The organism is Pseudoalteromonas sp. ATL1, from assembly GCF_058933015.1.
Genome location: NZ_JBZYXL010000002.1, coordinates 798,627 through 812,132 on the forward strand (window position 1 = coordinate 798,627; position 13,506 = coordinate 812,132).

The 13,506-nt window shown below is 39.1% G+C and carries 10 protein-coding genes; 1 reads left to right on the forward strand and 9 read right to left on the reverse strand.

Annotated features, from left to right (window positions below; all coding sequences use genetic code 11):
• Positions 1-26: 26 nt before the first annotated feature.
• The 3 genes from AC5FX4_RS21535 to AC5FX4_RS21545 all read right to left on the reverse strand — a co-directional run bounded on the left by AC5FX4_RS21535 (position 27) and on the right by AC5FX4_RS21545 (position 5,389).
• Positions 27-1,076, reverse strand: coding sequence for a hypothetical protein (locus AC5FX4_RS21535; RefSeq protein ID WP_493608468.1), 1,050 nt, complete (start codon positions 1,074-1,076; stop codon positions 27-29).
• Positions 1,077-1,089: 13 nt separating this feature from the next.
• On the reverse strand, positions 1,090-2,757 hold the full coding sequence (locus AC5FX4_RS21540) for a hypothetical protein (protein ID WP_493608469.1): 1,668 nt from the start codon (positions 2,755-2,757) through the stop codon (positions 1,090-1,092).
• Between the two features lie 223 nt (positions 2,758-2,980).
• Entirely contained in the window at positions 2,981-5,389 is a 2,409-nt protein-coding gene (locus AC5FX4_RS21545) for a phospholipase D-like domain-containing protein (protein WP_493608470.1), read from the reverse strand.
• A 585-nt stretch (positions 5,390-5,974) separates the two neighbouring features.
• Here AC5FX4_RS21545 and AC5FX4_RS21550 point away from each other — a divergent pair.
• Positions 5,975-6,136, forward strand: coding sequence for a hypothetical protein (locus AC5FX4_RS21550; RefSeq protein WP_493608471.1), 162 nt, complete (start codon positions 5,975-5,977; stop codon positions 6,134-6,136).
• 220 nt (positions 6,137-6,356) lie between these two features.
• Here the strand turns inward: AC5FX4_RS21550 and AC5FX4_RS21555 are convergent, their stop codons facing one another.
• Genes AC5FX4_RS21555 through AC5FX4_RS21580 form a run of 6 tightly spaced genes read right to left on the reverse strand, consistent with a single transcriptional unit; the run spans position 6,357 to position 13,422 of the window.
• Positions 6,357-7,397 (reverse strand): DUF4113 domain-containing protein, encoded by a 1,041-nt coding sequence (locus AC5FX4_RS21555; RefSeq protein WP_493608772.1) that lies wholly within the window; start codon positions 7,395-7,397, stop codon positions 6,357-6,359.
• On the reverse strand, positions 7,378-7,602 hold the full coding sequence (locus tag AC5FX4_RS21560; RefSeq protein ID WP_493608472.1) for a Y-family DNA polymerase: 225 nt from the start codon (positions 7,600-7,602) through the stop codon (positions 7,378-7,380). The genes AC5FX4_RS21555 and AC5FX4_RS21560 overlap by 20 nt, the downstream gene beginning before the upstream one ends.
• Positions 7,603-7,617: 15 nt before the next feature.
• Positions 7,618-8,058: a hypothetical protein gene (locus AC5FX4_RS21565; protein ID WP_493608473.1), complete on the reverse strand. Its 441-nt coding sequence runs from the start codon at positions 8,056-8,058 to the stop codon at positions 7,618-7,620.
• Positions 8,059-8,060: 2 nt separating this feature from the next.
• Positions 8,061-10,052, reverse strand: a complete 1,992-nt coding sequence (locus AC5FX4_RS21570; RefSeq protein WP_493608474.1) for a hypothetical protein — start codon at positions 10,050-10,052, stop codon at positions 8,061-8,063.
• On the reverse strand, positions 10,049-11,893 hold the full coding sequence (locus tag AC5FX4_RS21575; protein ID WP_493608475.1) for a hypothetical protein: 1,845 nt from the start codon (positions 11,891-11,893) through the stop codon (positions 10,049-10,051). The genes AC5FX4_RS21570 and AC5FX4_RS21575 overlap by 4 nt, the downstream gene beginning before the upstream one ends.
• A complete protein-coding gene (locus AC5FX4_RS21580; RefSeq protein ID WP_493608476.1) occupies positions 11,890-13,422 on the reverse strand; it encodes a tyrosine-type recombinase/integrase in 1,533 nt (510 codons plus the stop codon). Before AC5FX4_RS21580 ends, AC5FX4_RS21575 begins: the two co-directional genes overlap by 4 nt.
• Positions 13,423-13,506 lie beyond the last annotated feature (84 nt).

Genomic DNA, 13,506 nt, shown 5'->3' on the forward strand with positions numbered 1-13,506 from the left:
GTGGCTTTTTATATGGCTGGAGGGAATCAATGACCTGAGCAGTGACCTTGATCTTCGAAAGGAATGTCTGTAAATCCTCCATCTCTATTAACAAGTTGAAGATGAGTCGGCGGTTGGTGTAATATGTCTACAAACATTTCTCCTACACGCCGTAGATAAGTAGTATCGTTTTCATCACATGTGATCTGCCCTGGTTTGGGTCTAAATGTTCCGCTATTAGCATTTATTTTGTAACTAAAGCTGTTACCAAACTTGCTAATCTTAATTTCACCGGCATAATCAACACTTTTTTTAACCCATTCTTTCGGAACAAAATTAGAAAGTTTTGCGCCTGTTTGTGCCAAAAGAAAGTGTTTGCTAATTGCATCTCGTATCATTAACTCCTTTCCTTTATAGGGACGAATTAAACAGTTATCTTTACGAGAATTTTCTATAGCAATATTAATTAACAGCCCATTACGATAGTCATTGGCACGAGCAATATCACAATTGCTTAAATCTATACTTCCGTTGTATTTAGAAAAATCCCACACCCCAACATATACTTGACCATTTTTAACAACATACGTAGATGTAATTTCGGTTTCATTAAGCTTATTAAAATAGTTAGTAACCATAGACTTGGATAAGGGCTCAACAGATGTCAGAAATAAGCCCCTATCAAAAAAACTACCAAATTCAGCGAGTTTTGCTGCGTTAGCTGCTAAAGTGACTTGTTGGAAAGAACTCGCTCCGGTTAGGAAATATGGACCGCCTAAGTCATCACTAGATTGAACTTTGACACACAAATTTTTCCCAATATGATCACTTGGAGTTCTTTTTGTTCTGAACACACAATTGTATCCGCTGCCCTTAAGGGCGTACATATCGTGAAGCCAAGCAATAGAATAAGAACTTGGAAAAACATTCCAACATATTTGATGCTTCCCTATACTTTCAACATCAGATACGGTCGCTATTTTATAACCGACACCGCATGAAGAATCCTCATCGACTACTTTAAAGTCATCCGTGGTTAATCCCGCAGAAACACCTAAGCTCACAGTCATCAATAAAGCAATTAAGATGTTATTCATTTTCATCCCTATATTATTTGAAATTAAATTTTCGATGCATCAACTCTTCCTTTACATAGTTTGCGCATCCCTGATAAAAGTTAGGTGTTCTTCCCTCTCCTCTTTCTATAAAATGGCCTGAATCATTATTAATACCTTCAATAATGCTGTGAGGGCCTATTTTGATAAATCCTGAACACCATACATCCTCCCAGCCGCCATTCAGTTGAGAATGCCGTACGTGATCATATCCTTGATTATTAGGTTTAATATTATCTGGATAACGATTTGCATCACTACAACCTGGCCTACCTTCATCGCATGGTCGAATTAAAATTCGATTATCTTTCGTTCTAAATACATAAATATATAAACCTTCATTCAATTCATTCTGTTTAGCTCCATCTTCTAATGAAGTAACAAGATTGAGGTTTTCTTGCGACATATTTAACGGAATATCTAAATCATAAAAAATAAATTTGTTTACCCTGACCCCATTCCCTAACGTTTCTGTACCTTGCGTAGTAGAAAGGCGTGTAGATTTAATGTTTGTAACGTTTAAAGGAATTTCGGTGATTTCCTTACAGATAGCATGAGTGTATTCAACAGAGTTTTTTATATTTCCATTGTTTGGAGTGAGTTCGTTACTATTTACGTAGTAATTATTAGAAATGACAGCCTTCTTAACATTTGGGTGCTCGTTAAACAAAGAAGACAATTTGTTTAACAGTTCTTCTTTTTCAAAATCTTTATGTGTTAATAATGTGGTGCCTTTGGGGCAATATCTTCCACCATAGTCTTTTAACCGCTCTGTGACCAAAGCATCCACTAATGACAACTTTAGAGGCCGTATACTAAAGTCTGTATTATTAACGTCCATACTGACACATAAATTGTCATTTATATAATTTGACGGAGTCTGCTTTGTTCTATACAAACACCCATATCCGTTACCCTTTACAGCAAATCGCTCTGTTAACCAAGCGATGTCCCAGTAACCTGTAAAAACGTTATCACAAATTTGGTTTATACCAATGTGTTCCACATCATTCACCGACGCCAGTCTATAGTTTTCAGGGCATGAATCACTCGAAACTAAAAAAGAATTAGATGACAAGTTACGTCTCTTAGGTGGAGGAGTATCATTACCACCTAATATGCAAATTGTAGAATCTGTTCCTTGGATACGCGTAAACCCATACCCATGACCCAATCCTTGATAGCCCAATAGTGGATCATCATCACTTACTCTAGATATTTGCCAAAAGCCTAGTAACTGCTGGACAGTAGATTTATTTCTTTCAACATCAGAACGTGTAGCTATTGAATAATTTGCTGGACATACGCCATCACCCATTCCAATGATAATAGTCCCTCTATCAGGTGGAGTAGAGTCACCACTACTTCTGCAAACTGTGGAATCTGTTCCTTGGATACGTGTAAACCCATACCCATGACCCAACCCTTGATAGCCCAATAGTGGATCATCATCGCTTACTCTAGATATTTGCCAAAAATCTAATAGCTTCTGAACAGTTGACTCATTGCTTTCTATATCAGAACGCGTAGCAATTGAATAATTTGGTGGGCAAACACCATCACCAATACCTATGACAAAATCGTTAGCATAAGAAAACGTGCTTAAACTCATAGTTGTCAAAAATGAAATCAAGAGTAATAATGAAGTTTTATTTTTTATCAAGCTGTAGCCTCCATTCTATTATGGTTTTAAGTTAATCATTCATTATGAATAGGGGTTTATTTAAGAGTGTTTTTTCAAACAACCTATAGACCCGTAAACACAGCGAATGGCTATAGCTTATCAAGTTATTGGAAAAAATATATTACATTATATTACAAGGGGAAGATCATCTACCCCGCCCTGAAGGACGGGATATCTTGCATAATATATTGGTAAGTTTGCGCTATTTGCTTGCAACGCAAAGATCGTTGTGAATAAAGTCAGATGGCGTTTGCTTGGTTCTATATATGCAGCCGTAACCATCACCTTTTACAGCAAACCTATCTTGGAGCCATGCAATATCCCAAGGGCCGGTAAATATACTTCTGCAAATATTAGCGATTCCGATTTTTTCTACGTCTTGAACTGTAGCTAAGTTGAAGCCAGAACCACACCCTACTGAAGAATCAACCTTCTTGAAGTCATCCAATGATATATCGTCAGCCTGCTTCTCGGTAATCGATAAGTTGAAATTTCCGTGCTGATTATCACTAAAGGTAGCGGCGACTAAGTAATATTGACCAGGGCTGAGCCGCTGTTCAATCTTAGAGTTTGATCCTTCACCTCCATCATCATTCTTAGCTACGACTATATGTTCCTTTGTAACCGGATCTACCTCTATAAGGTATAGATAAGTGTCTATAGTAGATGTGAGATTTATAGTTAAAGTGGTTATCTTATCTATATTCAACTGGTATTTTACATTTCCAGAATGATCAACATTTCTTCCAGTATCGCCAATCCACACACCTTCGCGCTCAGAGTTCAATTCAGTTGAATCTAAAGTTCTTCTTGCGGCAATCGCACTTGTTGATTGCTTCCAAAGAGGCTTAAAAAAGTCACCTTTGAATTTATTGGAAACCATATTGTTGGAGATGATGACTCCATATTCTCCATGATTATCATAGTAGAGGTTGTGAGAGCCAACATAAGTGTACTTGTTATCAACGTTAACAGTCTTTGCATGAAGTAATCCGAACGATAAGTCAGGGTTATGAAGGTGACGTATTGCTAGGTTCCCAGTGATAGAATCATAGTCTGGGGTATTATTAATGATACACTCTATTAGCTTTTTATTATTCTTCCCTGAGTGCGCCGTATAATCGATATTCACATCATCTTTAAGAGTAGACAGCAGTACATTTACTTTTACGCCTCGTTTGAGAGCATCGCCAATCTTCCCACAAGTTTCCTTAGAAATATCTGAATGAGAGAAATGCAAAATTGATTGTTGAGTGATGTTGATTTCCTTTTTTGCTAGGTCCATAATTCGAAACATAGCGGCCTTCCCGATATTAGGGTTCGCAGCATTCGAGCTTTGAGTTTTTCCTACGCCAAGGATATAGTCTCCTCCCTCCACTTCATCAGAAAGGTTTACTGAATCGTTATTTGGAAAGTCAACAAGAGAGTCGCGATAGCTTACAGAGCCGCCATTCAAATTCCAATGATTTGGCCAGTCGTCGCTCTTTGATAGAAGCCGTGTTACATAATTATGTCCAAAGAATCCAATACCGTTTTGTTCGATGTAGAGGGAAAGGTCATTAACAGGCATACCTTCGTATTTATGGATTCCTAAGTAGTCATCTCTTACGAAATTTATTCCACCAACAAGTAGTTTTGCGGAATCCACAGCTACTAATTTAGCGTGATTGGCAGCGTAAGCTTCAATTGTGGAGTCGAATTTATATACGTACAGGTTAAAATACTCTCCCATATTATCTGGCTTAATAAATCGGTAAACCGCATCTATATTTTCTGGGCCTATGTCACCTGCATTGGAATATAACAACCGAACAAATATAGGAGATTTCTGTTCATTGGCTCTCTCCGCAAGCTTTTTTAGTTCTTCACGTAGTATGGTGGTTTGAGTGGAGTATTCGTAAGCCCATAAAGTTGCAATGGTCAGGTGAGACTGAGTGGATGCTATAAGCTCTCGGAACTTGGCAAGGTATCTGTCAACAGGTTTGCTCCCCGACTCTGGGACACTATACAGTTCTACTTTTGTAGACTCTGTTATCGGCAAATAGCTTAATAAGCCTTTGGACTCTTCTACGGAGTATTCAGCCTGCATATGGGATGCAACGTCCCATGGGAGGTTGTCGCAAGTTAAGACACCAGTAGCTTTTTTAACAAAAATATATTTACACCCCCTAGTATCAAATTCATTGTATTTAAAATAACGGGTTTTATGGTATCCAAATCCGCCATCATCGTTTCGTACGGAGTACCCCGTCGAGTTTGTTTGTTCACAGAGCGCTTTGAGAGTAAGAGTATTCCTATCAAACACGGCGGGAGAGCATAAATTATGATAGCTTCCAGGTGGCTCACCTTCTCTTTCACAAACTGGAAAGCCATCTACGTTTCTAATTGGTCCTATACATGTTCCTTTATAAAAATGGGTGTAACGGCTGTCATTGAAAATATTGAATACAGCTCCTGATTTAGAGCACTTGAGTGCTACAAGAGGTACACCGTAACTTTTGTTGCTTGATTTATATTCTTCACAATCATTTGAAGAGGCGAATACATTTTCCGTTGTCGACCATAATACAATAATAAGGATTATAGTCTTTAAGTAAGATGAGATGTGCATTGCATGTCCTTGTGATTTAGTTGACTAAGGGGTACATCCAGTACCAACACTGGCGTGTTAATAAGCTAGTAATAAAATATTTGTAATTAAAAAATGGAGTAGCTAAATTTCAAGCGACTGTAGCTTGATCTAGAATAAATATCTATTACACAGTATTACATATGGCTCTGTTGCAAATACATAAGCCAAATAACCATCCTTTTTTTGCTGGCCGCACAGCAATGGAGGTAATGAGACAAGGTCGTGTAGTAGATTTATATGACTTCAAGATTAAATAGTTTTCGATAGAGTATTTCTTAGGGCATATATTTTTTACCTAAAAGCGCGGAAAGCCCCTCACTAGAAGTAAGGGGCTTTCCGCGCTTTTAGGTAATGTTTCTGAATAAAAAAAGGTCACATCTAAAATCAATATAATCAAAAATTTAAGTGTTATGAGTGGGCGTTTTTTACCGCTTTTGTAGTTCAACCCTATTTCCTAAACAGAATACGAATTGATAAGGGAATATAGAATGTAGTGGCATAGTGATTTTGGCCACCTAATTAGAGAATGTTATGATTATTTCATAGCAGTATTAGGTGAATTAAATGTCGAAGAAGTCTCGTGATGAGACAGGCAAGCATGACATTGAATTAATTATTTGCAGAAAAACTCTAGAGCATTTTGGAGGAACTTTGGATATTGAGTCTAACGATGAATCACGAGTAACTATTAAAATATGCTGGCCAAGAAATGAAAACAAACCTTAAACTGCTGCTAGAGTGTTTTGTTTATTGATGTTATGTATAAAATTTATCGGATTCCATTTCTACCCTCAAGTTTCCGCGTTGGGTATTTAGTTTGAATTAAGTACGCCTCACGCGAACCAGTGTTAAACCATCTTTAACTGGTTCGCGGTACTTTGATATCCGACCCTACGCGAACTGAGAGTGTAAACCAGACCCTATACGAACCAGTGAGGTGCATATATCAACACTGGATTTTTGGTATGTCTGACCATTTTGTCGTATATGCTGGAGAGAGGAATTCTCTCTTCATTTCCCAAGTTTTGCTAGAAACTTGGCTTCCTAGTTTAACTGTACCTTTCCCAAAACGATGGTTTATCGAATCGAGTGTGCCAGTAAGGTCGTGATTGTTTGGATCAGGGGAAAGCAAGTCTAGCTGCATATTTTCAGAATTTATCAGCTCTAGCGCCCGAACACCACAACGTTTATAGCTAATACCCTGATGGAAGATTTGATTTATACAGCCATTGATTTTTTGGGCGATGAGTATTGGATCATTTACTGGCTCAGGGAAGCTTAGTGTAACCGAAGCGTTAAATGGGCGTTGATTCTTATCGAATGGGCATGAACTGGCAAACACTAATAAGTGGCTGATATGAGATTTCTGTCTTCTTGCCTTTTGCACAACTCTGACTGCGTGGTTGATTAATGCTTGTTTAAGATCATCTTTACAAACCACTTGTTGTCCGAAAGCTCTCGTTGAGCAAATTTGTTTTTTCCTCTCTATACTGTCTTCCCATGATAGGCACCGCTCTCCATTCAGTTCTCTTATGGTTCTTTCGACATTGACATTGAAAATTTGGCGTGCAAGCATGGGCGGGTATAGGCTGAGTTCGAGTGCAGAATTCACCCCCAGCGCTTTGAACTTTTGACTTAGTTTTCGGCCAATCCCCCAAACATCTTCTACACCACATTGTGTTAGCATTTTTTTGCGTGAGCATTCATCTTTGATTACTGCAATGCCTTTATAGCCGTCAACCTTTTTGGCGCAGTGGTTTGCAAGTTTGCATAGAGTTAAATTAGAGCCAACCCCAACAGGAAGTCTAAGCTCTTTCCAGATCCTTCTTCGAATGGCAGTTGCATGGTCAAACCAGTCATTGACTTTATGCTTGAAAATGAAACTTTCGTCGATTGAATAAATAAATTGTTTATCGACATACTCCCCGATAATAGTCATCATCTTGGCAGACAAATCACCGTAGATTTTATACAGTTGCTCGAAAATACGTGGATTTTATGCTTATCAATAATATGTTTTTGTTTGAAGTAAGGCTCAAATTTTTTATCCCAGCATCTTTAGCGCGACGGTTAAGGGCAACAACGCAGCCATCGTTGTTAGACAAAACGCAACATCCTGATAAGCGAATATCAGGTCTGAACACCTGCTCACAGCTTGCATAAAAGTTTATTCCGTCAATTAATGCGAACAACTATTGTCTCCTTGGTTAACGAGAAAGTTTGACAACATTTTGCGCGTTTACTTGCTCTTGTAGTTCATAGGTCCTGAACATCAAAGTACTATTTTGAGCTTCTAGCTTTTTATTTATCGAGATCATTTCATTTCGCTCCTGACGGTATTGCTCCTTTAGAGCAATTTCTTTTTTTAACTTAACTTTGAGTTTTTCTACCTCAGAGAGTTCGGTCTCGTTCCCTAGTAGTTTTGCTCTTATCGGGTCGTAGTCTGAGTTAAATGTTTCGATAGCAGGCTTAGCTTCGGATTCAATAAATTCTTTAAACTTGTGTATATAGCTATTTCCCAATCCAGCTTCATTATTGATTTTGTTCAGAGTTAATTTTCCTGTAAGCTTTACTCTTACTGGCTTGCCTGACATTAAGCGTTGAAGTGCAGCTCTTAATCGATCTATGGCTGTTCCATTTGTTTTCATGTCTAAACTCCGGAAGTCATTATTGTACCTTCCACATCATCCTCAAAGCTCTGGAACTCGAGTCCGTGTTGGTAAATTAAAATTTCGTTTCGCTTGATCTTCTGCTTGGTAGCAATAAGTATGCTGTTCATCATAGGGTCGCCTGTGTTTAATGCTCGAAATGTCTTTATTAAACGTAGATTTTGTCGGTGGATTTTTTTTGCTTCCTTATCGGTGATCACTTGGTGTTCACAAGGTTTAATTTCAGCCGCGAACTCACCTATACCGCAAACTCTGCTGCAAGAGGCATTCATGCAATATCCACCTGTGGGTAGCTTGACAACAGAAATAGTTCCGCTGCGAACTAGACGCTCAATTTCACCCCGTGTCATGTACGTGCGTTCTCCAGTACTCAGCTTTTCGAATTTGTCTTTGGTGATACGCTCTCCACCGGCACCACTTAGAGCCTCTGATTCATTGTATATTTCATCAAATATATCCACCCCTAAGTTAACTCCTTCTTCATGCATCAACTGGATTAAATCGGTATCTAATAAAACATCTTCCATGGACTGAAGCTGAGCGTTATTACCGTAGTAGTCAGACATGTTAATATTGCTATGCTTGTACTGAAATTTGATTGTTGAAGAGGTGCCGAATCCATAGCGCCTAAAAAATACTGCAAATGAACGCCTAAAGTCATGAGCGCTCAATTTAGGTAAGGTACAACCTACTTTAAGTTCTCCGTACCATGTTGGGTTGAGAAGGTTGAATGACTCGACATCTTCTTTTGTGGCTTTGATATTTAAGCTCTGTATGTAACTGAAAATCCTTTTTGAACCTGTCGCTGTTGATTGATAGTTTTTAATTGAGTTGTGCTGTGGCTGTGTTGGCAGAAAAGCGCTTTCAAGTGCCCTAATAACTCTGTTGTATTCATCTGTAGTTATGGCATTTTTGTTGTATTTATTATTCACTTCTGCCTTAAAGGCTTCTCGAAGGTATTCAGTACATTCATAGGCCAATTCAAGCGCATCTCTTGAGATGGGGTGGGTTTGCCATATTTCTTTTTTAGGTATGCCATTTACGGCTTTCGTGGTTTCGCCCCTTAATAAGCTAATGGCAATATTGCTTGTCCCACTTCTTTCTTCATAGCTGTTTTTGGAGAAGTTTCGCAACTCCCCAACTCTTACACCGCTAAATGCTAATATAACTACGGCACACGGAACTAGAATGTTTGTTATGTATGTCCCATCACGGGTAAGTTTAAAATTTGGAATATTGTGCTTTATCTCTCGCACCCTTTTGCTAGTTCTGTCATTTATTTGGCCTGGAGTTGAGGAGCAGCCTGTTCGATGTTTTTCTTCTTGATATATCTCTTGAACCCTGCGCATCAGCCTTGAAATTTCATGGCGATGGGGATGATATGTCTCAACGGTCGATACAGCTTCGCTTAGTATTTGTTGGTACATGTTTGCGGGCATTGCAATATGCTGTTTTACCCCCTTAGGGCTTGTAACATTCAGACCTTCAATCGTGCAAAATCTTTGACACAGTTTGAGCCTATTCAGACGATTCAAAGTGGTTACCAAGTTGTTAATTTGTGTTTGGGAAAGAACTCTTTCAATAACAATTTTTCTTAATGATTTTTTGAATTCTGAGAACAAGTTATCGTCTGTCATTAAGCCCCAGTTGCACGCTTTCAGACATTGGGCAATGAGGTAAAGTCCTTGCTTCCAATGTTGAATTTGGCCGATTGTAGGGTGTGTTTTGTCTTTTTGTTTATGTGTGTCAATGAAATATGCAAGTGTAGACTGAATGCCTTTTCGGTATTTAATATCAATTTTGGCAAAACTGACTGCTATTGGTTTGCCTACACCGGTGTTTATAGTACCTGTAAATCTCCAGGTGTTATCAAAAATATAGCTTTCCACGCTACCGTCACTGTGCAGGCTTACAGGTTTATCTTTATGATATTGAGGAACTGAAGTTAAATTAATTTCTATCGCTGAGTTCATGAAAACACCTCCTGTAAATCATGTAGGCTGTAAACATTTGAATATAGAGGGTGTGGGGATTTCTTCTGAAGCTCTAATGCCTCCATGTAATTTTCTGACGATTTTTCTTTAAATCCTTCCAAGATGCTTTCAATAGTATTGAAAAGTGATTTCATTTTTGCAGGCGGCATCGAGTTGATCGCAGGTGTCAGTTTAAGTTGTTGCAGTGTCTCTCTAAATGACATCATCAGCCAAATGTCAGTAACATCAGAAACCAGTGAGTGTTGTTCGCATTCAAAGCAATCAAGGAAACTAGTGCAAGCTTGCTCATCCACATGGATGTTGACCCCAATACGTTTTAGCATTTTGTTTATGGTTTGAGCCGCACCTTGTTTGTTATCTTTACATCTTACACCTGTCGGCGTTCTTGATTCATTACGCCTATTCGCACCTTCTCTAAGTTTTTCGTACTCATAATGGTCAAGAATGTGGGCGTGTTTGAGTTTTGCATCGCTAACAGCAGTATTAATATCAATTCCTTTAGCGTTAGAAAACTTTGCGTCCATAGCAGCTTTTAATTTGCTTTCGTGTTCGCCAGTTGTGCCATTTAAGTACTTTGACGCAGTTACTTTTATATTGTTGTTTGCGGACATCGAGACCAGGTACACTGATTCTGTAGCCTGGAAAAGTGCGTCCATTTTAGTTTTTCTAAGTATTGAAGGGGTTATTTTAGGTAACTCTAGCCTGGCTAAAAGCTTGTTAATACTCTGGTGAGGTGTGGAATTTTTTTCTGTATAGGTTCTCACTTCACCATTTTTCATATAATACGGAAAAAGAGGGGCGTTAGAGTCGCCGAGAGCCATGTCTGTTGCAACAGCTAACCAGCTTTCCATAAAGTTCTTTGCATGCTTGCTAAAACCAAGGGCGTTGTCTTGCTCTTGATGATTGGCCCTACCTTTCACTGAATCTAGAATGTACTTTCCGCCTTGCACCTCTCTGAATCTGACGTCAGAAATTTTCATATTAGCTAAAGGTGTGGTGTTCTTTCCGGTAAATAAATAGCAAAGCATCATGGCTATCTTTGTAATAACGTTGTTGGGGTGGCCAAATTTGGGGTTTACTGCCTTACTAAACGCCGCGTAGTGGTGGGTTCTACCGCTACCTTTTAGTCCTCTTTTATTTGCTATGCGAGTCAATAGCTCTTTATCGTAAAGAGGGTGCCTATCTGGTTTAGTACCAGACTTATAATGTTCCAGCATCTTAAAATAGGCGTTAAAAAGCCTCTTTGTGATTGGTTTAAGCTCATGCTCTATGTCAAGACTGCTGTGAGGTGTCGTGTGGGCCACTACATTTTTTACTGTAGGTAGATTTCTCGCTTCGCTTTCTCTATTTAGGCGCTTTAATAGCCAGGAGATGTTTGTTCTATATCGCCCCCAAAGAGGGCGAGATATAGTGCCTTTGCTATTTTGAAGGCCACACCAACTCATAAATCCTTCGATTAACTCCCAGTGGAGCATATCGTCATGGATTGCGCTGTGGTTGTGTTCATCCATCCACCGAACGTATCTAATTAGCGTCTCATACCTTGAAGCTGTGGTTGCGGTTACATTCTCATTAAAAATTGAAAAAAGTTGGCGAACAAATTTTCCTCTTTGCATATCAACATGCTCATTGCTGTCAATTTTATGCGTCCCGTGGAAAAGTGGCGGGCAATGCTTATAGGCAAATCTTTCGAAGCGCAGAGTGCTGTTATTTACCGTGATGACCATATCGGTTAGATGAAGAGTTTGTACTTCTGCATTGCCTTTAACACGGCTCCTATTTGGTCGGAGAGATTTTCGCTTATTTCTTCCTTGGGTCATTGTTCTTTCTCTGTCAGTACTTTGTCTGTTTCTTCGAAAGCACCTATGAATTCAAGGATGTCTTCATAAGCTTCATCGCCTGTCGGCTCATCTTGAGCAATCTTAAGGTACATCAGCGTAACTGACTGTTCCTCATGCCCTAGACACTCTGAAACAAGAGCTAGTGCTTCATCAGGAGTCACATGTTTTAATAGAAGTCTAAAAAGTGAAACGGCAAATGTTGCGCGAAGATTGTGTATAGTTCCCTCAACCTCAAGTTCTGAGGTCGCCTTTACTGTTGCTCTAATTTCATTCCATCTTGCATTCGCTTCTGAGGATTTGGTGAAGAATGGCACACCAGTTTGGCTAATGAATAAATACTCTTTTGATTCATCGACACCATCTTCTCCATCAAAATAACATAACTCGCCTTGATCTCGCTTATGCTTGCAAAGTTCTTTGTATTTTGAGATGCGCTTGTTGTATCGGTCACTTCTTGTATATTCGTACAATAACTGCATGATGCGAGTTGGAATAATTGTCTGTCGAGCTTTGTTACCTGAACCACCAGTCTTTGTTAAGGAGCCGTATTGACCTCCAACACCAAACCTCATTGCTTTTTTTATTTCATCCGGCTTTAACACTTGTCCTTTGTGAAGACTGGCCACCTCTTCTTTTCTAAGTCCTGTGTACCGGGCAACGAGAAAAAACAAACAGTATTCAATTGATAGCTTGGCTGTTGTTAGATGACCACCAACGTTTTTAATTATGCGGTGTGTATTGGTGAGAATGTCTTCTACGGCTTTCCATTCGTTGTTTGTTAACGGTTTCAGATCTCTTCGACTAGAAGGTAATGAGCCACCTTCATTGCGCCTAGATCTGCCTAGATTCAATCGTAAATCTGTAGTGTGCACATCTTTAGTTAAGTAAGCTCTAATGTTCGAGCTGTCTGCCTGATATTTTATAGAAATGACCTCATGCTCAAAGGGAGGGTTATTAAATGCAAAGCCGTTTCGAATATGGAAAGAGTAAAATTTCACAACAGCGCTCATGTATGCTGTCGCGGTAGTCCTGGCTATTGCTTGGCTAGGTTCGTTCGGCTCTAACACAGCCTTTCTTAAAGCTTCTCGATACTGATACGTAGCTTTATCACTTTTTCTAAATGGGAACGTGTCCCAGCTAGGCCTAGGTAGGTCAATCAGTTCGTCGTGAAGTTCTTCATCATATTCAGAATCCCATAAGCGCTGTAACTCAATTAAGAATGAAAAGTAGTGAACTAGTCCCTTGCTGTATTGCTCTGACTCTTGTTTGTTGTCATCAATGTGGTGCGCTAGTAAAAATCGGTTAACTTGTTCAAGGGGTTCGTAAGAGACGATCTCCCCGTCGCAGTTTCTTCCGACTAAATTTAGTAGAACAAGTTTCTTTATATGCTTTGGCTGTTGACGAGAATATTCCACAGCAAGTTCGCCATTTTCATCTGGAGTAATTAAAGGGGTTCTATACGTGTACGGTTTTATTTCTGTTGTTTTGATCTCGTAGGTGATTGCCATGTCGTGATAGTTTGACCATTAATTTTGTAGATTCAGTGATGATAATTCTCAACCTGTGAAATGTGTTCAGTTACTAAGTGGAAA

Excerpts from the sequence above, each read along its gene's own strand:
- AC5FX4_RS21580 (WP_493608476.1), bottom strand. The coding sequence starts at position 13,422 with ATGGCAATCACCTACGAGATCAAAACAACAGAAATAAAACCGTACACG.
- AC5FX4_RS21545 (WP_493608470.1), bottom strand. The coding sequence starts at position 5,389 with ATGCACATCTCATCTTACTTAAAGACTATAATCCTTATTATTGTATTA.
- AC5FX4_RS21550 (WP_493608471.1), top strand. The coding sequence starts at position 5,975 with ATGTCGAAGAAGTCTCGTGATGAGACAGGCAAGCATGACATTGAATTA.
- AC5FX4_RS21570 (WP_493608474.1), bottom strand. The coding sequence starts at position 10,052 with ATGAACTCAGCGATAGAAATTAATTTAACTTCAGTTCCTCAATATCAT.
- AC5FX4_RS21535 (WP_493608468.1), bottom strand. The coding sequence starts at position 1,076 with ATGAATAACATCTTAATTGCTTTATTGATGACTGTGAGCTTAGGTGTT.
- AC5FX4_RS21565 (WP_493608473.1), bottom strand. The coding sequence starts at position 8,058 with ATGAAAACAAATGGAACAGCCATAGATCGATTAAGAGCTGCACTTCAA.
- AC5FX4_RS21575 (WP_493608475.1), bottom strand. The coding sequence starts at position 11,893 with ATGACCCAAGGAAGAAATAAGCGAAAATCTCTCCGACCAAATAGGAGC.